This window comes from Trichococcus ilyis (assembly GCF_900109135.1).
Taxonomy (GTDB): domain Bacteria; phylum Bacillota; class Bacilli; order Lactobacillales; family Aerococcaceae; genus Trichococcus; species Trichococcus ilyis.
In genome coordinates this window covers 26,921-47,257 of the sequence record NZ_FNYT01000017.1, presented here as the reverse complement: position 1 = coordinate 47,257, position 20,337 = coordinate 26,921, and the positions used below count along the sequence as shown (strand labels likewise).

The 20,337-nt window shown below is 49.3% G+C and carries 17 protein-coding genes; 3 read left to right on the top strand and 14 right to left on the bottom strand.

What is annotated here, in order from left to right; all coding sequences use genetic code 11:
- Positions 1 to 831: 831 nt before the first annotated feature.
- Positions 832 to 1,461, top strand: a complete 630-nt coding sequence (locus BMX58_RS14685; protein ID WP_162268635.1) for a plasmid pRiA4b ORF-3 family protein — start codon at positions 832 to 834, stop codon at positions 1,459 to 1,461.
- Positions 1,462 to 1,725: 264 nt separating this feature from the next.
- On the opposite strand, the gene BMX58_RS09105 is transcribed toward BMX58_RS14685, so the two are convergent.
- The 6 genes from BMX58_RS09105 to deoB are packed head-to-tail and all read right to left on the bottom strand — an operon-like array spanning position 1,726 to position 8,813.
- Positions 1,726 to 3,018, bottom strand: coding sequence for an NCS2 family permease (locus tag BMX58_RS09105; RefSeq protein WP_162268634.1), 1,293 nt, complete (start codon positions 3,016 to 3,018; stop codon positions 1,726 to 1,728).
- Positions 3,018 to 3,965 (bottom strand): ABC transporter permease, encoded by a 948-nt coding sequence (locus tag BMX58_RS09100; protein WP_068623575.1) that lies wholly within the window; start codon positions 3,963 to 3,965, stop codon positions 3,018 to 3,020. Before BMX58_RS09100 ends, BMX58_RS09105 begins: the two co-directional genes overlap by 1 nt.
- Entirely contained in the window at positions 3,966 to 5,036 is a 1,071-nt protein-coding gene (locus BMX58_RS09095; RefSeq protein WP_068623573.1) for an ABC transporter permease, read from the bottom strand.
- A 4-nt stretch (positions 5,037 to 5,040) separates the two neighbouring features.
- Positions 5,041 to 6,573 (bottom strand): ABC transporter ATP-binding protein, encoded by a 1,533-nt coding sequence (locus BMX58_RS09090; RefSeq protein ID WP_068623571.1) that lies wholly within the window; start codon positions 6,571 to 6,573, stop codon positions 5,041 to 5,043.
- 13 nt (positions 6,574 to 6,586) lie between these two features.
- On the bottom strand, positions 6,587 to 7,618 hold the full coding sequence (locus BMX58_RS09085; protein WP_068623569.1) for a BMP family lipoprotein: 1,032 nt from the start codon (positions 7,616 to 7,618) through the stop codon (positions 6,587 to 6,589).
- Positions 7,619 to 7,640: 22 nt separating this feature from the next.
- Positions 7,641 to 8,813, bottom strand: coding sequence for a phosphopentomutase (gene deoB / locus BMX58_RS09080; RefSeq protein WP_068623567.1), 1,173 nt, complete (start codon positions 8,811 to 8,813; stop codon positions 7,641 to 7,643).
- A 49-nt stretch (positions 8,814 to 8,862) separates the two neighbouring features.
- On the opposite strand from deoB, the gene BMX58_RS09075 reads away from it, so the two are divergent.
- On the top strand, positions 8,863 to 9,519 hold the full coding sequence (locus tag BMX58_RS09075; protein WP_068623566.1) for a Crp/Fnr family transcriptional regulator: 657 nt from the start codon (positions 8,863 to 8,865) through the stop codon (positions 9,517 to 9,519).
- 168 nt (positions 9,520 to 9,687) lie between these two features.
- Positions 9,688 to 10,392, top strand: a complete 705-nt coding sequence (gene deoD / locus BMX58_RS09070; protein ID WP_068623564.1) for a purine-nucleoside phosphorylase — start codon at positions 9,688 to 9,690, stop codon at positions 10,390 to 10,392.
- A 101-nt stretch (positions 10,393 to 10,493) separates the two neighbouring features.
- On the opposite strand, the gene BMX58_RS09065 is transcribed toward deoD, so the two are convergent.
- From BMX58_RS09065 to BMX58_RS09030, 8 genes are all read right to left on the bottom strand, one after another.
- Positions 10,494 to 11,249 (bottom strand): SDR family NAD(P)-dependent oxidoreductase, encoded by a 756-nt coding sequence (locus BMX58_RS09065; RefSeq protein WP_162268633.1) that lies wholly within the window; start codon positions 11,247 to 11,249, stop codon positions 10,494 to 10,496.
- Between the two features lie 13 nt (positions 11,250 to 11,262).
- Entirely contained in the window at positions 11,263 to 13,053 is a 1,791-nt protein-coding gene (locus BMX58_RS09060; RefSeq protein ID WP_162268632.1) for a PHB depolymerase family esterase, read from the bottom strand.
- 93 nt (positions 13,054 to 13,146) lie between these two features.
- Entirely contained in the window at positions 13,147 to 14,433 is a 1,287-nt protein-coding gene (locus tag BMX58_RS09055; protein ID WP_068623560.1) for an SLC13 family permease, read from the bottom strand.
- A 107-nt stretch (positions 14,434 to 14,540) separates the two neighbouring features.
- Positions 14,541 to 15,713, bottom strand: coding sequence for a sialidase family protein (locus tag BMX58_RS09050; RefSeq protein ID WP_068623559.1), 1,173 nt, complete (start codon positions 15,711 to 15,713; stop codon positions 14,541 to 14,543).
- Between the two features lie 130 nt (positions 15,714 to 15,843).
- The gene (gene dapA / locus BMX58_RS09045; protein ID WP_084253965.1) at positions 15,844 to 16,740 is read right to left on the bottom strand and encodes a 4-hydroxy-tetrahydrodipicolinate synthase; all 897 of its coding nucleotides are present in this window, start codon (positions 16,738 to 16,740) and stop codon (positions 15,844 to 15,846) included.
- Positions 16,741 to 16,758: 18 nt separating this feature from the next.
- Entirely contained in the window at positions 16,759 to 17,790 is a 1,032-nt protein-coding gene (gene pdxA, locus BMX58_RS09040; protein WP_204243793.1) for a 4-hydroxythreonine-4-phosphate dehydrogenase PdxA, read from the bottom strand.
- Positions 17,783 to 18,967 (bottom strand): iron-containing alcohol dehydrogenase, encoded by a 1,185-nt coding sequence (locus tag BMX58_RS09035; RefSeq protein WP_068623557.1) that lies wholly within the window; start codon positions 18,965 to 18,967, stop codon positions 17,783 to 17,785. The genes pdxA and BMX58_RS09035 overlap by 8 nt, the downstream gene beginning before the upstream one ends.
- A complete protein-coding gene (locus tag BMX58_RS09030) occupies positions 18,949 to 20,211 on the bottom strand; it encodes a four-carbon acid sugar kinase family protein (protein WP_068623555.1) in 1,263 nt (420 codons plus the stop codon). The genes BMX58_RS09035 and BMX58_RS09030 overlap by 19 nt, the downstream gene beginning before the upstream one ends.
- Positions 20,212 to 20,337: the final 126 nt, after the last annotated feature.

The window sequence follows — 20,337 nt, the reverse complement described above, 5'->3', positions numbered from 1 at the left end:
CTCAAAAATATTATCCTCGTACATCCTCATCAGCCTCTCTTTCAGAGAATATCCCACAAATCACAAGCACAGCGATCAAAAATAAATAGATCTCCGAAATGGTTGCAACCTTCGATGTCCCTATCATACACCTGCATCTAAGGCCCAATCCACTATGTGAACATGTCACAAAATTGACTTTGGTGCATGTTGATAGCACAGCCTTTCTACAGGCCAACGCCATTTTTTTGAATACCCTATTGCAAAATCGGGTTGCTTCCTGCATCCTTAATTGGGTATGATGGGAACAAACAACATCACTCAAACTAAGACGGTTCTTACCAAGGGGGCTTTTATGTGTTTTACGAAATGATGATAGAAAAAAATTTTTCTACGGGACTGAATACACGCATGATCTGGATCGAGGAAAATTCCACATTTGAGCAACTTCATCAACAGGTTTTGGAGGCCTTTAAAGAGATTAGCCCCAGAAATCATTCCTTCCGGATTATACGCTCAAACGGAAAAAAGCAATCCGGTACCACAATTCAGCAGCAATCCTTCACCGACCAGGCTGATGCAGATCCCTTTGATTACAACGATGAATCCGAGAGCACCCGTCTTTTTGCAGATTGTTTATATGAAAAGGATGTCGTTCTTAAAAGCTATTTCAAGAAGACCGGGGATTCCGCAGCGTATACCTCCGTCCAGGATAGCCCAAATGAATATACCCTCACGCTGAACAAAATATTATCTCCTGCAGCAACAATATTGGCCCAACTCAACCAAATCGTTGATTTGTCCCCCGAGCGTGGAGAAAGCTATGACAATTTAAAAGAAAAGTTGAATAGCTTGACACAGTTACTGGGTACATCCGCCGAAAAAACTAAAACAGCAACTTCCGGACCTAAGCCGACACAACTCTACTCATTCAAGATCACGCTCGAAGACGTCGGCGTCCCTGTCTGGCGGAAAGTTCAGGTCCTCAGCAACAGCACTTTCCTGGAGCTGCACAAAATCATCCAGATCCTGTTCGATTGGCAAGATGAGCATCTGCATGATTTCATAATCCAAAAGTCGAATGGCATCCGGCAAAAAAATGTTACCATCGAATCCGCCGATAGCGATCCCACATTCGCAAACTTCTTTTTCAAAGACGAGCAAACCAGCTACACAGAGGAAGAGGAACACCTGCATGATCACTTTGTGGTTGAAAAAGATCACGCCCGTTACACTTATGATTTCGGGGATGATTGGCGCCACAAAATCGTGCTGGAGAAAATCCTTCAGCCGGCAGAGGGCATGGTCTATCCGGTCTGTACAGCCGCCAAAAATGATGCTCCCTATGAAGACAGCCGCCATGAAGTCCTGCATGGAGAGCTGAGCCTCCTCAACAGCAACGCCAAAGCGATTGTGGCGGACGTGAATGCAGAACTGGCACGAAGGATGCATCGCAAGAAAACATCTCGAACGAAAAAGTAATCGCGTGCGTTGGAGTCAAATTCCTGAATAACGTTCTTGCATTCGGGGATTTCGTTGTGCGCTGAAAAGACAGTCCCGAATAAGTCAATATTTCCCGGGAATCCTGCGTAGCGCCCAAAAGGCAAAAAGTCTATCTCGAAGAGACGGACTTTTTGCCTTTTGGTTATGCTTATCTCATCCAAACATTCATTTTGGATAGGTAGTATTCAAGAATTGTTGATATATCAAAGAATTAGCTCCGCATTTTCGGATGCTGAAATTAACCTACATGAACTTCAGCAGGAAATACAGCACGAATATTCCGGTCAAGCCGTACATCATTTTCGAAACAGCCTGCCGATCGCCGGAGAATACTTTGATGAACGTGTACAGTATAAAGCCCCAGCCGATGCCGTCCGCGATATTGAACGTCAATACCATCATCAGCACCATCAGGATGGCCGGGAAATATTCCGTGAAGTCATCAAAATTGATGCCTTTCAGATTATTGGCCGCCAACAAGGATCCCACAATGATCAGCAAAGCCGAAATGACCGCCAGCGGAATGAGGGCAATGAAGGGGATCAATGCGATGGTGAACAGAAAATACACGCCCACCATAAAGGACGTCAAACCGCTCCTCCCTCCAACAGCGATCCCGGTTGCGCCTTCCGCACTCGTGCAGGTGGAACTGCAGCCCAGCAAACCGGCAGCCATGACGGATAAGGCATTCGATTTCAGCGTTCGTTTCAATACTTTGAGTTGTTCGGATGTCAAAAAACTGACCTGTGTCCCTAAATTTTGGAAAACGACCAAAATCAGGAGCGAAAATACAGCGACCCAATAGTCCATCGACAGCACACCCGAAAAATTAAGTTGGAAAATGAACGGCTCCAAGGAACCGAAATCGATAAAGGAATAGGAAAATGAGCTGATGTCGGTTACGCCCAAAGCGATGGAAATGAGGACGCCGAAAATGATCGTCAACAAAAAATTGCCTTTTACGTTTCGGACGAACAGGATCAATCCGACCAGCAGTGTCGCCAGCAACGTCAATGGCACCGGTTGGAAAATATTATTCAGCGCCACGATTGTACCCTCGGAGGATACGATGATTCCGCCATTCTTCAAGCCAAGGAAAATCAAGAAGAATCCTACTCCCGCACTCATCCCTTTGATCAAAGTCACCGGGATGGAGCGAAGGAGCAGATCGACCACATTGAAGTGCGTCAACAGAAAGAAGAACAACCCGACGATAAAGATAATCGACAAGCTTTCTTGCCAAGTAAAGGCAAAGGCGCCGACCAAAATATAGGTGAAGAACGCATTGTCGCTCATTCCAGGAGCCAGTATCAAAGGCGAATTGGCATACAGCCCCATCAGAATGTTGCTAACGGCCGTCGTCAGTATCGTCGCAATCACGACAGAATTGTAATCCATGCCCGCCTGCGACAAAATCAGCGCATTGACGGCCACAATATACACGATGGAGAAGAAGGAAGTCGCGCTCGCCAACATTTCGGTCCGTAGCGAACTGCCTTTCTCTTTCACGCGGAATAGTTCTTGCAATAACCCCATCATCTCACGCTCGCGTCATAATGGACACCCAATGCTTTCGGTCCACGCGTTTTTCTTCCTGTGAAGATAAGCGCCAATAACGTCACGATGTACGGCAGCATATAGAAGAATTCAGTCGGGATGGCACTTGCAAAGTCCAAGATTTGGATTTGGTCTTTGATCGCTTGTGCAAAGCCAAAAAGTAATGCTCCCATCATGACGCCGTATGGGTTCCAGCGTCCCAAAATGACTGCTGCAATCGCGATGAAACCTTGACCCGCGATAGTGTTGAACGAAAAGTTTCCATTTGTCGTCAACACTATCGTCGCTCCTCCCAAGGAAGAAATCGAACCACTGAGCATCACAGCCCAGAATTTAATTTTCATGACGTTAATCCCTGCAGTATCGATGGAACCAGGATTTTCACCGACCCCTCTCAGCCGTAAACCTGCAGACGTGTGGAAGAAGTAAAATCCGATGGCAAAAACCAAGATGAAAGCCAAATAGGTTGTAGGATAAGAACGGAAAAGGGCATCCCCGATGAACGGGATGTCGGATAATACCGGTATGTTAACTTTTGCGAACATATTCCGTAACCGTGGTGTATCTGCCGCACCGTCAAACAGCAATTTCACCAAGAAAAAGGTGAAGTTGGCGGCCAACAAATTGATTACCACCCCACTGATGACATGATCAGCCTTGTATTTCAGCGTCGCCAGCGCATGCAAAGCTGAGAACAAGGAAGTGAACACGAAGGCTGACAGTAACCCGATCCAAGGGCTGAATCCGCCCATTCCCATCGATTCGGCGAAGTTGGCGCCGATAGCGGAGAAGAAAGCTCCTGAAATCATGAACCCTTCCACGCCTAAGTTGATGACGCCTGCCCTCTCGCTGAGCATCCCACCTAGTGCACCGAACAGCAATGCTGCAGCAAAAATCAAGCTGCCGCTTATAATATTGGCTACCATCTAGTTCGCCTCCTCTTTACGCGATTGTTTCTTTGGTAATAATGCTTTGACGATCCCAGGTGCTGCCACAAAGAAAATAATGAGCGATATCACAATACCGATGATTTCACTTGGCACTCCCGCGCCGAACTGCATCCCTTGCGAACCGTAATTTAAGGCCCCAATCAAGATGCCGGATAAGGTCGTCCCCAATGCTGAGTTCCCACCTAACAATGCAATGGCTACCCCATCGAAACCTATACCGCTTGTGGATGAACTGATTGCGACATACCCATAAACGCCCAGCGTATCCAAAGTACCGATCAAGCCACCTAAAGCCCCTGAAAGGAACATTGTGCGGGTCATGATACGGTTCACCTGTATGCCGGCATAGGAAGCTGCATTCGGATTCAAGCCCACGACTTTGGTTTCGTATCCCCAGCGGGTCTTCTCAAAAAAGTAGTAAAAAGCAAAGATGATGAACGGTACCAGGAAGAATCCCCAATGGATCCGTGCGCCATTGAATACTTCATTCAAGGAGGGGAACGTGATGCCAGCTGATTCTTTTATCATGGCAGAACGTTGCGTCCCTTCCTGTGCCGCAAAATTCTTGATCAAAATATGGCTGAGATACAAGGCGATATAGTTCAGCATGATTGAGCTGATGACCTCATTGATCCCAAATTTAGTCTTGAATCCCGCAACCAAAACGCCCCATAACCCACCCGCAACGACACCGACAAAGATGGCCACAATACCGTGTAGGATCGGCGGCATCTCGATGAGCGTACCTACCAAAAGGGAACTGACGGCGCCCATAATAATCTGGCCATCCACCCCGATGTTGAATATACCCGCTTTATTGGCCACCGCAACAGCAAGTCCACTCAAAATTAGCGGAATAATGGCACGAATTGTTTCCCCAATATCATAAACCGATCCGAATACTTTTGTAACCAACGACTGATAGGCAATCAACGGATTGTACCCACCGATAACCATCACAATTGCTCCGATGACGAGTGCAATCAGTACAGCGATGATCGGAACCAGTACATTACTGCTTCTAGTCTTTTTTTTCACTTTTTCCATGGTATCATCCCTCACTCGATCCTTTACCAGCCATCAGCATGCCTAGCTCTCTGTCGTTTGTAATATCCGGTTTTGTTTCACCGACGATTTTACCGTCGAATATGATTGCTATCCGGTCTGACAAAGTCAAAATTTCCTCCAGTTCAAAAGAAACCAATAAAATAGCGACTCCGTTATCACGCAAACGCATGATTTGGCGATGAATGAAATCGATGGCGCCGATATCCAGACCTCTTGTCGGCTGCACGATGATAAGAAGTTTCGGGTCACGGCTGATTTCCCTCGATAGGATGACTTTTTGTTGATTACCGCCGGACATGCCCCGCACAACCGTATATTCATTTGCTGCACGGATATCATAGTTTTTCATCGCTTCACGGGCTTCTTCGTACATCCGTACTTTATCCAATTTGATTCCTTGGTTATGCTTTTCCTTGTAATATTCGATCAAAATCAGGTTCTCGGCTATGTCATTATCCAAAACAAGGCCATGTTTATGCCGATCGGCCGGCACATAACTCACGCCGGACTCATAGATTTCACGCGTTGTTTTCTCCTTGACGGAAACGTCGTTGATAAGGATGTCCCCTTCTTCGAACGCATGCATCTTGACGATTGCTTCCACTAACTCGCTTTGTCCATTCCCGTCCACCCCGGCGATCCCCAAAATTTCGCCGGCCGCAACAGTAAGATTAATGTCATCCAGAATACGCTTTTTGCTAGCGCTGAACGAGGTAAGCTTCTTGATCTCCAGCACATTTGCTTGCGGATTATAGGTTGCCTTCTTGATTTCACGGGAAAGGTTCTTTCCTACCATCAGCTCCGCAAGCTCTTCTTCGTTCGTTTCCGCCACATCCACGTTGGCGATGAATTTCCCTTTGCGGATGACGGTGCATTTGTCGGCTACTTGCATGATTTCCTTCAACTTGTGGGTGATCAGAATGATCGACTTGCCTTCCGCCACTAATTTTTTCATGATCTGGAGCAGTTCCCCAATTTCATCCGGGGTCAAAACCGCCGTTGGTTCATCAAAAATCAACAGATTGGCGCCCCGATAGAGACACTTTAAGATTTCAACTTTTTGTTGCATGCCAACGGGCAAGTCTTCTATTTTGCTGGTCGGATCGACCTTCAATCCATACTTTGTTGATATATCGCTGACTTCCTTCACCGCTGCCTTCATATTGATGCGGATGCCATCCTTTGGTTCCATTCCTAAAATGATATTTTCGGTTACTGTAAAGTTTTCGATCAGCTTAAAATGTTGATGAACCATTCCGATGCCCAAATGGATAGCATGATTCGGGTTTTCGATTTTCGTCTCATTTTCATAAACGGATATGACGCCGCCGTCTGGTTGATACATTCCGAACACCACATTCATCAAGGTGGATTTCCCAGCTCCATTTTCGCCGAGCAAGGCGTGGATTTCTCCACGTCCTACTGTCAACGAAATATCATCATTAGCGACAAAATCACCAAATTTCTTTGTGATATGCTTCAATTCCAATACTTTTTCGATCTTCGCCTGATTCATCATAGTATTCTCCTTACGGCTGTTCAGGTACTGTGATTTCTCCTGAAATGATTTTTTCCTTATAGCTTTCCACTACATCCAACACTTCTTTTGGAACATTGATATCAGAAGTGTCAGCCAAACCAACGCCATTTTCAGCCAAACCTAAACGCACGACTTGCCCACCCGGGAATTCCCCTTCGGCTGCTTGTTTGGATACTTCATAGACGGCAGTGTCGACATTCTTGATCATGGATGTCAACGTAACATCATTCCCGAATTCCAAGGACTGATCTTTATCGACGCCAATGACCCAAACTTTCTCCCCTGCTTTGAAGCGTTCTTGCGCTTCATTGAAAATCCCGTTTCCAGTGCCGCCTGCAGCATGGAAGATGACATCCACACCATCATTGTACATAGTGGAGGCAGCGGATTTCCCGATATCCACACGGTTGAAGACGCCCGCATAGTTAACAACGATTTCTGCATCCGGGTTGATTTCGCGGACTCCGGCTTCAAAACCGGCTTGGAAGCGTTGGATAACAGGAATTTCCATTCCACCGATAAATCCGATTTTATCCGTTTCGGACATGCTCGCTGCAACAATACCAGCCAGGAACGCCCCTTCATTCTCCTTGAATGAGATCGATACAATATTGTCGATCCCTTCAATATCGGCATCGACAATTCCCAATTTGGCATCGGGGTTGTTCTTGGCTATGTTTGTAACGGCATCAGCTAATGTTGCTGCAGTTGCCCATGTCAAGTCCGTTCCGCTGTTGACAAATTGCAGTAAGCTTGGTTCCACTTCCGCATCGGATTGTGGTTCGAGATACTTCACATCGTAGCCGAAGTCTGCTTGTAATTTTTGCAGCCCTTCCCAAGCGCTTTGGTTGAAGGACTTGTCGTTCACACTTCCCAGATCCGTTACCATTCCGACTTTAAACTCTTTTCCGGCAGTTGTGCCGCTTTCGCTGCTATCACTTGAGCCGCCGTTTCCGCAGGCCGCTAATAGGGTCGTTGCCAACAAAGAAAGACCAATCGTTCTAACTGTAAATTTTTTCATCTGAATCACTCCTATGATTTTTTTATTTTAGTTCCGTTAAGAAACTTTTCCCGTGTTCGGCTTGCGGTACACCAAAGTTATCCGCAATGGTTGCGGAAATATCCGCAAAATGCTGGGCTGTCGTCAATTCGCCTGCTTCAACCAATTGCTTCGAGTAAACTAGCAACGGTACATATTCGCGCGTGTGATCCGTTCCTGGTGCTGTCGGATCGTTTCCATGGTCTGCTGTAATGATCAGCAGATCATCTTCGGCCATTTGATCAATTATTTCTGGCAATCGTGCATCAAATGCCATCAAAGCTTCTCCATATCCTTCAACATCCCGGCGATGCCCGTACAGTGCATCGAAGTCAACCAAGTTTGTAAATGAGAGTCCTTCGAACGGTTGAGCCATCACCTTCAGCAACTGATCCACACCCTCCATATTGCTCTTTGTCCGGATGGCTTTGGTGATGCCTTGGCCATTGAAGATGTCGTTGATTTTCCCGACGGCGATGACGTCTTTCCCATTGTCTTTCAGCTGATCCAACACGGTCTTTCCGAATGGATTCAGCGCATAATCATGCCGGTTCGCCGTTCTTTGGAAGGAACCGGGTTCTCCGATGTAAGGCCGTGCGATGATCCGGCCGATCATATAAGGATCATCTTTTGTGGTCTGGCGCGTATATTCGCAGATATCATACAGCTCCTCCAATGGAATGATGCCCTCATGCGCTGCGATTTGAAGGACAGGGTCAGCGGATGTATACACAATCAAAGCTCCCGTCTCCATTTGTTCCGGTCCCAGCTCATCCAGGATGGCTGTCCCCGAAGCAGGCTTATTGCCAATGATTTTTCTGCCTGAGTAGGATGCTATTTTTTTCAACAGCTCCTCGGGGAAACCATCCGGGAATACCCTGAATGGCGTATCGATCTGCAGGCCGGCAATTTCCCAATGGCCTGTCATCGTGTCTTTTCCTGCGCTCTTTTCAGCCAACTTTGTCCAATACGCTTTGCTATGGCTCACCTTTTCTATCCCTTTTATATCAGCGATATTGCCTAGCCCCAATCTTTCGAGATTGGGCAGCCGCAATGCCATATTCTCGGCAATGTGACCTATAGTGTGGGCTCCGCTATCATGGAAAACTGCCGCATCCGGAGCCTCCCCGATTCCAACAGAATCCAATACGATCAAATGTATTCGTTTACTTTTCACGATATCCTTCCTTTCTGTTTCATGTTACAATTTTGAATGAGGTGAAATTATGAGTAAAAGCATTCAACTATTTGATGGTATGACTGATGAACAAGTACAAACCATCCTTTCGAAGCTCCCATCGAGAAAATACAAGAAAAACCATATGCTGATTTTCGAGGATGATCCTATCGAAAAAATTTATATCATCAAGAGCGGTATGCTGAAGGTATATCGTATGCATGAGGGGAAAGAACTCATACTCGGTTTCGTAAAAAAACATGAAGTGCTAGGCGAAATTGAACTTTTTTCGGATGGCAATGCCTTGTCTTCTGTGGAAGTGATTGAAGATGGAGAAATTTACTATTTATCCCAAGCTGACTTCATTACCTTGCTGAATGAAAATAAAGTCCTTCTGAAAAATATCTTCCGTATTTATAATCAACGATTTAAAGCATTGAATAGGCAAATACAGAATCTCACATTCCATAGCGTCCATACCCGCGTCTGCCGTACCTTGCTTGATTTCCTTGAAAACAGCGATTCCTCCGCTGATCTGATCATCCAGCATACGAACCAAAGTACGATTGCCAGCATTATCGGAGCAACCCGGGAATCTGTCTCAAAAACATTCAAAGATCTGCAGGACGAAAAAATCATTGCTTTGGAGTCAAAAAAGATTCGCATCCTAAACCTTTCGAAGTTGGAAGCTTACGCAAACATCTAATCCGCTGATGTCGTGCCTTCATGTTAACAAAGAAAACGCTTCCCACGAATGAACCCTTTAACAAAATAAGTGTGAACATCCTCACACTTACGATGGGAGCGATTTCATAACACTTCATCCTCCTTTGCTCTATCATTGGTACTAACCACTAAAGAGGAGGAAATCATTATGAGTCTTCACATTAATGCAGAAAAAGGGCAAGTCGCAGAAATCGTTCTATTACCGGGGGATCCGCTTCGTGCGAAATATATCGCGGAGACATTCTTGGAAGATGCGGTTTGCTATAACACCGTCAGAAATATGCTGGGCTATACAGGTACTTATAAGGGCAAAAAAATATCGGTTCAAGGCACGGGAATGGGGATGCCTTCCGCAACCTTATACATCCATGAATTGATTAATGATTTCGGCGCCAAGAAGTTGATCCGTATCGGTACATGCGGGGCTATTCAAGAAGATGTACATATCCGTGACGTCATCATCGCACAGGCTGCCGCAACGGACTCCTCCATGATTTACAAGGATTTCGCGCCAGCCTATTTCCCGCCGATCGGAAATTATGACTTGATCAACAAGGCTCATACGCTCGGGAAAGAGCAAGGAATGAAGATCCACGTCGGAAATGTCTACTCATCCGACAGCTTTTACAGTGATTCCAATATCACAGACAACATGAGTAAATATGGTGTGCTCGGGGTCGAAATGGAAACAGCAGGGCTTTACTACTTGGCTTCCAAATTCCATGTCAATGCGCTCAGCATCCTGACGGTCAGCGATCACTTGATCACGGGCGAATTGACTTCCAGCGAAGAAAGGCAAACAACTTTCAACGACATGATTATAGTTGCGCTGGAAGCAGCCATCCAGAAGTAACCCCGCAGTACCCAGACTAAAAAACGCTTGTTCCACAGAAAAAACGCTGATTGCAAAACCGCAATCAGCGTTTTTCTTAATATTTCTTCATCACGTACCCCCTACTGCATCAGCTTCCCGCCGCTCAGATTCAGGCTCGTTCCGGTTATGAACGCGGCCTCGTCTGACGCCAAAAACAGCGCGGCGGAAGCCACATCCTGCGCAGTACCCAGCCTTGCCAACGGGATTTTCGCCAGTGATTGCTGGCGGTAATCGTCCGACCACTGATCCGTCATCTTCGACGCGATCGGACCGCATTGGATCGCGTTCACGCGGATGCCGTCGCCCGCAAACTCCATCGCAAAGTGCCTCGTCAAATAAGTCACGGCAGCCTTCGAAGCCCCGTAGCTCGGGGAAGCGTTCGGATGCGGCGTCACGCCATTGGCAGAGGTGATGTTGATGATGTTTCCGGCTCTTCTTTCCTTCATTTCCGCCAGCACAAGCTTGGACAGATAGAAGACGCCGTTGAGGTTCACATCGATGACGTTTCTCCACTCATCGTTGCTCGTATCCAGCGTTCCGGTCCGCTTCATGACTCCGGCATTATTGATCAAAACGTCGATTTTTCCGTAGGCAGCCAGCACTTGGCCGACGATTTCCCGGCAGACTTCTTCATCCGCAATATCACCCTGGAAACAGCGGCATTCCCCGCCCGATTCCCTGATTTCTTTTTGCGTCTCTTCCAGCGCTGCAAAACTCCTGCCGACGATAGCCAACGAGGCGCCTTCTTCCGCAAAAGCCAGCGCCATCCCCTTGCCGATGCCCTGGCCACCGCCTGTCACGAGTACTATTTTATCTCTGAACGAACCACTTTTCATTTTCAACACCCCTTCAACAATCATCCAGCAATGCCAGCGATCCGTCCGCATTGCGCGCAAATTTCTTCATGAATTCCCACGCCATTTCGATCTGCCGCAGATCGACAGCATGCGGCATCCTTTTCGCGTAGACCAATTCGTAAAGCGGCGCATCCGGAAAATCCCCGCTGTACCAGCTGTGCCGCAAAAAGCGCTGATCCACACCAATATAGCTGTTTTCATCCGCCACCAGCCCAGATTCATAAAGACTGCCGGCTTCGTCCGTACGGCCCGCAATCCCGTTATATCCCTTCCAATAATCGAACGTCTTTCTCCAAGGCCCGGCCGGATCCGTCAACGACCACTCCAGATCCAACAGACCGATATTCTGGATGACCGGCATCCGGTAATCAAAGGACTGCTTTTTGGCGTCCGCCAGTTTTTTCACTGCCGAGGCTCCCCCAGCCGGCTCCAGCCCCAAGGCACGGACACCCGATTTTGGGTTCAATCTCATGAGCAGCGGCGCCATCCCGGAGAGCGTGGACAGATAGCCCAGATGCGGCGCATTGCAGGGCGCCGCGGCGGCGAATTTTTCCGGGTACGCAGCGGCCAAGGCGTTCGTCATCATGCTCCCCATCGAAAAGCCGGAAATGTAGATCCGGGTCGCATCGATGGAGTATTTCCTTTCCAGGTGCTCAATCAACGCAAAAATGAAAGCAAAGTCGCTCGGCAAGCGGTCGTCGTCCCACACATTCCAGCGTTTTTCGATTGAAGGCTGGGGATAGACCACAATGAAATTTTCCCTGTCGGCGATATCGTGCCAGCCGCTCTGCTCCGCCCCGTAAAGCGGCACACAGCCGATGCCGTGGAAGTAGATGACCAGCGGGACTTTCACGCTGCTTCCTCTTAACTGAGGCGGAACGTATTCGTACCAAGTGTTTTTTGAGCCGGCCGCCAAACCGGGCAGCTCTTCGTCCACATGCTGCTCGAATCCGCGCGCCGAGAAGTCCGGCCGCTTCTGATAGGTGCCGAACGTGTCATTGCGCCAGCGTCTCGTTTCGGAAAAAAGCTCTTCCCAAGCGAACCAGACTTCCGCCTGATCCAGCGCTTTTCTGGAAATGACATGCCTGATGCATTCATTATTGCTGTTTGAATAGGCAATCCGGCCACCCGCTATGCTGCTCATCCCGCAGATGCCGTTGCTCTTCCGCAAGTAGGCTTCCGCCTCTTTATTGTTCCCGTTCAGATAGGCGACCTGCGGGGCATGCAGCGCACCGGAAGGGATCCGGTAATCAGCGGGAAAATCCGAAATCATGATCCCTGCAGCATCGATCGGCGAGAGCGACGCCAACGTGAATGCCATGGCAGAAGCAGCCTCCGAGGTCGCGAGATAGAAGATCATCCCGTTGAACCCGGCCACTCCCGCCTTCCCCGAAGCTAGGCTCACAAAGCAGCGCTTCAGGAAATCCATATCGTTTTCAAGCTCTTGCTTTTCCGCATAGTTCCATCCCGCCTCGGTCGGATTCGGGAACAGCAGGATCAGATGCTTCTCCTCTGCCAATTTATCGAGACCATATGCGGCCATCACCCTTGCCGCCGACGCCTCATTAGCCTCGTCCCGCAAAACCATCAGCACCTGCGTCTGTTTGGGATCGAAGCAGCCTGACGCCGGAGCGTACACATACATCGTCCGGTTTTTTCCGGCACTCACTTCCAGGTTGTTTTCCGGTGTGTTCTGCGCAGCCACGTTCCCTTTTACTTCTTCCAGAAACAGCTTGCCGGCCAAGGGTGAGACTAGTGTAACTTCATTCATCATATCGATCATTGCATTCACCTTTCCCATTCGTATTGAAGATAACGCGCAAGAGCTGCCTCAAATGAGACAGCCCTTCAGCAAAATGTTCCCTATTCCCTCAGCTTATCCGTTCACCGGGAACATGATCATCGCGCCAACGCACAGCGCAAGGATACGGATCAGATACATCGGCACGGAGAACTTCCAGAACTCCGGCAGTTTGTATTTACCCATACCCAAGATCATGGCAGGCATACCGTCGACCGGCATGTAGCCGCCGTTCCATCCGGATACGACTACTGCAGCTGCGGCTGCGACAGGATTCAGGCCCAAGCTCATGCTTGTTGCGATCGCGATCGGCGCAAAGATGTAAACAGAACCCATATTTGATCCAGTAAAAGTAGCACTTGTACTAGTCAGCAACGCGAAGATCAGGATAAGAATGAACGGATTGATGTTGTTGCCCAATGTTTTCGCCACGACATCCCCGATCATGACAGTGAATCCGGAATTCGCCAAAGCGTCAGCTACACCGATAACACCGGCCATCATGATGATTACAGGTGCGCCCATATTGTCGCGGACTTCCTTGAAGTCAAGCACGTCGATCATCAGCAAGATCGCTCCGGCAATACCAGGGATCACATACGCCGCATTGCCCAATACGCTCATCATCATCATGCCGATGACACTGATGATGAAAGCCGCGATGGTGATGAATTCTTTCCAAGCGGGCATGACAGCGGTTAAAGTTTGCTGGACCTCTTCGCCATCCTCAGCAGCTTCCATGATCGGGTGATCCGGCAAAAGACGATAAGCAACCAAACTCCAGGCCAAGAAACCAAGTGCCAGGATGAAATTCACAATCGCAAAGCGCGGCATGGAAAGTCCGCCGGTATAGCCTGCAGTCTCAAGCACGCTGACAGTGACACCGTAGAACAAAGCAACGTTGAAAGGAACCAACGGGTGGTTGGTCGCAAAGCCCAATGGCATCATCAGCTTGGAAGTAGGCATTTTTTTGTTGTAAGGGATTGTCGATACTAAGGATAAGATAAGTACATAATAACCAGTGGAACCGCCACCCGCAAGGCTGGCACCCAACATAACAACAATGATCAATAGGGCATAGCTTTTGTAACCGCCTTTATTTACCAGCGCGATCATCGCGGACTGGACCTTGCCGATCAGACCGGTCTTCATCAGACCCGCCATAACGACCATGAAGCCGGCAACCATGACAACGCTTGGATTGATGAAGCCTGCGAAAGCTTCCTGGACAGTGGACAAACCGGTGACTACCAACAGCAAGCAGGCCATTAGCGGCGGTGCGCCGAAAGCGAATTTGTCGGACATGATCATGACGATCATCAGGATCAGGATACCGAGGGCGAGAATCATTTGTAGTGTCATTTTTTACATCTCCTCTTTTTTTCATAAAGAATTTGGTTGGATATTTTGTTGACTTGCCATTGTCCCGACGCGGTCAGCGGATGACCGCGCCAGATCAGCGGCGCTTACTATTTTTCTACGCCTTCTCCTGAAGTCGGATTGTACAAACCTTCTGTTTCCCGTTTTTCGCCGAACAAATCAGCGACTGTGAAACGGACATATTTCACGCAGATTCTGTTCTTGTACGCGTAAACCAGGTGCAACACGCCTTTGCTGTCTTGGTAAAGGGTAGGGTATTCGTATTGGGCGTTATTGGTTTTGTTTTCGATGCCGATGAAGCCCTCTGCGCATTCGAACACTCTTCCGATCGGCCACGTTTTGCCGAAGTCTTCCGAAACGGAGACCGCCACCGGATTACGCAAGCCCGGCCAAGCGACTTTCCCGAACTCGGCATTGTTGGCTGCATTCACATTGTAGGCCAAGGCAATTTCGCCGGATTGCAGTTTGATCGCGCTGATGCTTGCGTTGTTGTTCGGCAACACATTCGCTTCCGGAACAGTCCAGCTGTCGCCGAAGTCAAACGATTCGCTCGTGTACACATGGTCCGCGAAACGGCTGCGCATGAAGGCGACCAGGTGGCCCGGTTCGACTTCGATCACATTGGCATGCACGCGGCCGTTGCTGTCCGGCATGCGGACCGCTTTCCAAGTCTGGCCTTGATCATCGGACACCTGAAATTCAGTCGGGTCATTGGTCAAGCCTTCGGGCGAGTCTTCGCACAGCCAAGTTGCGAAGATCCAACGGCCGTTGCTCAAAATTTGGATAGCCTGTCTCGAGAAAGTCCCTTCGCTGTCGAACAGCACTTCCGGTTCGCCCCACGTTTGGCCTTCGTCGCTTGATTTTTGGACCATGATGATCGAAGTGAACTGCATATTGTCTTTGCCTTCCTGGCGGCTGACTTGCGAGGTGTAGATCAGCCAGATTTGGCCATCCGGCGCCCGGAAGAAGGCAGGGTTCTGTTCGCTGCGGTCGATCCCTTTGGAGACGATTTCGGTAGCCGACCAGACTTGCGTTTCCGGATCCAATTTTGAAACAGCGATGGAAATGTCCCCGCTGCCTTCAAAACTTCCGGCAAACCAGGCGCACAGCATGCCGCCGTCCGCGGTTTCGATCAAAGCGGGCGCATGGGCCGTATTTTTTCCGCCTGTCGGGATCAACGCAAAGTCCACATTCAAAAATTCGTCACGGTATACCACACCATTTGGGTCTGATTGTCTAACACTCGGTAATTTCACTGCCATTCTAAATCCTCCTAGTTTGTTTATGATTCGGTTCTGTTTTTGCTAGCGTTTACATTGTTTCGAGATACAAGCAGCATGGTTACAAGGCCCATGCCGGCTTGTTCGAAACTTTTGTAAACTTTTTTATGCCTTATTTGACGAAATACTCAGAGTAATACTGCTCCAACGTCGCTTGGATCGCATCTTTTGCTTCCGGCGAAATGTAATTGAACGGCGCCCGGTTGTTGCCGACCGGCATGCCGAGCATATTGGTCGCGTTTTTGATGATGGTGTTCGGGTTGCCGTACTTGAAGCAGTTTCTGATCGGACGGATGGAATCCTGAAACGCTTTCGCGCCTTGGAAATCCCCTTCCAGGAATTTCGAATAGATCGAAACCATGATTTCCGGCAACAGATTGGCAACGGCTGTGATGCCGCCCGCTCCTCCGGCTTGCAGCGTCCACAGGATCAGCGAATCGTTCCCCGAAAGGACAGCGAATTCTTTCGGATCGGTCAATTCAAGGTACTGCAGGATATTGTCGAAGTTGCCGCTGGAGTCCTTCACGCCGACGATGTTGTCGATCTGCGCCAGTCTCTGCACAGTTTCCGGAGCGATGGCATTGCCGGCACGGGCCGGGATATTGTACATCACGAGCGGCAGATTCACGCTCTTGGCTACCGCTTCATAGTGATTGTAGATTTCCTGTTGCGAAGCAGAAGCGAAAAACGGCGCCACGACCGACAAGACATCCGCACCGGCGGCTTCGGCGATTTTCGACAGTTCGATCGTTTCCCTTGTTGTGGCGGCTCCTGTTCCTGCGTAGACAGGAACTCTGCCTTTCACTTCATCAACGAAAGCTTCGATCACGAATTTTTTCTCGTCCTTATTGAGTGCGTAGGCCTCACCGTTTGTCCCTAAGCAGAACACGCCGTCCACACCGGCAGCCAATGAACGGTTCACATGGTTGCGGAGTTCTTTTTCATTGATGTCCTCGTTTGCGTCCATCGGTGTTACGTTTGCGGAAATGATCCCTTTGATATCTACCACTATTTTTTCCTCCCGGTCCTATTTATTTTCAGATAACATGCATGCATAATCGATTGCATTCACCAAACTTGCTGCACTTGCGATGCCTTTTCCGGCATTGTCAAACGCGGTCCCGTGGTCGACGGAGGCGCGGATGATCGGCAGCCCCAACGTCACGTTCACGCCGCTGACATCGTCCCATTGGCCTTTTTCGCGGTTATAGACAAAGCCGACGACTTTCAAAGGGATATGCCCTTGGTCATGGTACATCGCAACCACGATGTCGTACCAGCCGCCGCGCGCTTTCGAGAAGATCGTATCCGCTGGAATCGGGCCTTCTGCATTGATCCCGGCTTCCTTGGCCGCTTCCACAGCCGGCAGGATTTCCTCGATGTCTTCCGTTCCGAACAGGCCGCCTTCGCCGCAATGCGGGTTCAGACCGGCCACGCCGATTTTAGGTTCGGCGATTCCCAATCCCTTGCAGGCGGCCTGGGCCAATTTGATGACTTCCAGCACGCGCTCTTTTTTGACGAGGTCGCAAGCCTGACGCAAGGAAACGTGGGTGGACACGTGCACGACCCGCAGATCTTCATGCGCCAGCATCATCGAATATTTTGGCGTATTCGTGTAGTGCGCATAGACTTCGGTATGGCCGGCAAAGTGATGGCCCGCCAAATTCATGGCTTCCTTGTTGATCGGGTTCGTCACGGTCGCAGCGATTTCGTTCTTCATGGCCAGATCGATGACCTTGACGATGCTGCGGAAGGCGATGTCCCCGGATTGCGCGGACACCTGTCCGATCGGGTAGGCAAATGCCTCGGTGGCGATGTCGATGACTTCGATTTTGTTCGGTTCGAACTTCGCTTCGGAAACTTCTTTGATCGGGATGATTTCGACTTCTGTCGCTCCGACGAAGCCGGCAGCCTGTTCAAAAGCTTTCGGATCGCCCACGAACAAAGGTCGGCAGCGCTCGTACAGCGATGCGTCAAGCAAGGCTTTCACGCCGATTTCAGGGCCGATTCCGGAAGGATCGCCCATCGTGATGCCGATGATCGGTAAATTTTTACTCATTCTCTTCGCCCCCAGTTTGCTCATTCAAGACGGACAGGTAGATGTCCGTGATTTCTTCTTTGGTCAGCGCCCGCTTGTTGTTGTCCAACAATCTGCGCACGCCGCTTCCCGCTTCGACAAGGAAATCCAAGTCTTTCAGCTGGACACCGAATCCGGACAGATCGGCAGGAATTTCCAGTTTTTTGACGATGTCGGCGATTTCCTCGATGATGAATTCGGCTTTTTCTTCCGCCGAAAGTGCCGCTTGCTGCGGATAAGCCGCATCGCATAACGCCGCCAACTCATTGGTGATGTCCGGTTTGTTGACACGCATCACTTTTTCGAACAAAATCGCATTCGCGACGCCATGCGGGATATGGAACTCCCCGCCCAACGGATAGGACAAGGCATGGACCGCAGTCGTGCCGGATGAAGTGATGGCGACGCCGCCGTAGAAGGATCCGATCAGTAATTGCGCCCGCGCATCCAAGTTGGCCGCATCAGCATAGGCTTCGCGGATATTGTGGAAGATCAGCTTCGCGCCTTCCGCAGCGAACAGATCGCTGAAGGCATTCGCCTTGTTGGAGGTGTAGCATTCGACGCAGTGGCACAAGGCATCAACGGCTGCAGCCGCCAAATGCTTTTGCGGCAGCTTCTTGACGAAGCCGGCATCCAAAATCGCCACATCCGGAATCAGTTCATCATTGACGATCCCGATCTTGATGCCTTTTTCGGGAACCCCCACGATGGCATTGCAGGTCGCCTCTGAACCCGTGCCGCAGGTTGTCGGGATCAGCACTGCTTTCACTTGCTTCTTGGCGATGCCCGGCGTTTCCAGCAGATTTTCGATCGAATAGCTGGCTCCTTTGAGGACGCTCACCAGTTTCGCGACGTCCAGGACGCTCCCGCCGCCGACAGCGACGATGTAATCGGCTGCTGCATCGCCGATTTCGTTGACGAGCTGGGTGACGTCATTGTAGGTAGGCTCGGCTTGGACATGATAGAAGATTTGCGTGTTCACGCCGGCAGCATCCAACAGTTCCAGGACAGGAGCAGTGATGCCTGCGCCTTCGATTCCCTTGTCGGTGATCAGAATGACAGCCTTCACTGCTTCGGCTGCGATGATGTCATTCAGTTTCAGATAGGAATCATTCCCTGAGAAAACCTTTCCCGGTACTTTTAATTGATTGATTGCCATTTTATTACCTCTTTCGGTTTATTTAGGAAAAAATTCCTTATGTCAATGAGTGCTTGTTCTTCTCCGAATCCGCCCGACTTCGTGGCGATGACCGCTCCATCGAGGCCGCCTCCGACGATTTCCCCGTATGGGATGCCCGGCAGGATTTCCTGCTTCAGGATAATGCCGCTGGCGCCGAACGTTTTGCAGATTTCGAGGGCTGTGTCCCCCCCTGTCGCAATGATTTTGGAAATGGGTTTCTTGGCATTGATCTGGACAGCTATATCACCGATTGCTTTCATTATTTTCTTGGCTGCGGATTCCATCTCGGCAGTGACTTTCAAGTCGAAAGCTGATTCTTCAAAAAGGCTGTCCAGGACAAGCAGGCACTCTTCTTTCAAATCCTCTTGGAAAAGTTCATCCAGCACTCTGGCGACTTCCTTTGCCGCATCCCCTTGCTTGATTTCCTCAGCGTTGAGGATCGCTACGCTTATGTCGGAACGCTCTTTCATCAGCTGGCTCACTTGCTTTGCCGTCACCTGACTCCTTGAGCCGATGGCATACAGCAAAATGCCTTCTCTTACGTCAGGCGATTGAATCGGTTGGGACTGATCGGACTGATTTTTTATGTAGCTTGCGATTCCGGCGCTTCCGCACAACAGAACCTCCTGCTTCGCTTCCTCAAAAACGGAATGGACCGTTTCCAGATCGGCGTTGCTTTCACCGTCAAACAAAATGATTTGACAACCTTTACATTTTAATTCTTCAACAAACGCAAGTAAATGCTCTTTTCCTTCGCGGACCTCCTCGATGGCGACCTGCCCGATTTTCTTGATCGATTCTTTCTCGAACAAGTCGGCCACATCGATCGTTTGCCCCAGGTTCACGATCTTTCCGTGCTTCATGCTGCGGTTGCCTTCAGGGAACGCAGGTACGACATAGGCTAAATGAAATGCTCCGGCATCCATCACTGCTTCAATTTCTTGTACAGGATTCCCGCGAAACAGGGAATCTATTTTTTTGTAATAGTCTGCATCAGGGAATGCTGCCCGCTGTTCCTTAACCAATTGATGAACCGCTGCAAATGCATCCGCTGGCGGTAACGCTCTAGTATCCGTATTGATGGCGACCGCACCATAATCGGATATTTGGTTTTGATCCAAATCATTGGCTGTTATCGCAACATAGGTCGCGAATCCGTTTTTTGTGAACTGAATCGCGCTGTCGTTGGCGCCTGTCAAATCGTCAGCAACAATAAAAATCATGCCCCGCCCTCCTTTGTCTGTAATGGTTTCTTTCTCTCACACTTATATATTTGCAAGTAGCGTGCCAACTTTTCCGTTCAACAAAAAAAGCGATGGAATCAAGCTTTCCGCTTTTTTCCATCACTT

Bases quoted from the DNA above. Each gene is read 5' to 3' on its own strand.
- BMX58_RS09105 (WP_162268634.1), bottom strand. From the start codon at position 3,018: ATGGGGTTATTGCAAGAACTATTCCGCGTGAAAGAGAAAGGCAGTTCG.
- BMX58_RS09100 (WP_068623575.1), bottom strand. From the start codon at position 3,965: ATGGTAGCCAATATTATAAGCGGCAGCTTGATTTTTGCTGCAGCATTG.
- BMX58_RS09095 (WP_068623573.1), bottom strand. From the start codon at position 5,036: ATGGAAAAAGTGAAAAAAAAGACTAGAAGCAGTAATGTACTGGTTCCG.
- BMX58_RS09090 (WP_068623571.1), bottom strand. From the start codon at position 6,573: ATGAATCAGGCGAAGATCGAAAAAGTATTGGAATTGAAGCATATCACA.
- BMX58_RS09085 (WP_068623569.1), bottom strand. From the start codon at position 7,618: ATGAAAAAATTTACAGTTAGAACGATTGGTCTTTCTTTGTTGGCAACG.
- BMX58_RS09075 (WP_068623566.1), top strand. From the start codon at position 8,863: ATGAGTAAAAGCATTCAACTATTTGATGGTATGACTGATGAACAAGTA.
- deoD (WP_068623564.1), top strand. From the start codon at position 9,688: ATGAGTCTTCACATTAATGCAGAAAAAGGGCAAGTCGCAGAAATCGTT.
- BMX58_RS09065 (WP_162268633.1), bottom strand. From the start codon at position 11,249: ATGAAAAGTGGTTCGTTCAGAGATAAAATAGTACTCGTGACAGGCGGT.
- BMX58_RS09060 (WP_162268632.1), bottom strand. From the start codon at position 13,053: ATGATCGATATGATGAATGAAGTTACACTAGTCTCACCCTTGGCCGGC.
- BMX58_RS09055 (WP_068623560.1), bottom strand. From the start codon at position 14,433: ATGACACTACAAATGATTCTCGCCCTCGGTATCCTGATCCTGATGATC.
- BMX58_RS09050 (WP_068623559.1), bottom strand. From the start codon at position 15,713: ATGGCAGTGAAATTACCGAGTGTTAGACAATCAGACCCAAATGGTGTG.
- pdxA (WP_204243793.1), bottom strand. From the start codon at position 17,790: ATGAGTAAAAATTTACCGATCATCGGCATCACGATGGGCGATCCTTCC.
- BMX58_RS09035 (WP_068623557.1), bottom strand. From the start codon at position 18,967: ATGGCAATCAATCAATTAAAAGTACCGGGAAAGGTTTTCTCAGGGAAT.
- BMX58_RS09030 (WP_068623555.1), bottom strand. From the start codon at position 20,211: ATGATTTTTATTGTTGCTGACGATTTGACAGGCGCCAACGACAGCGCG.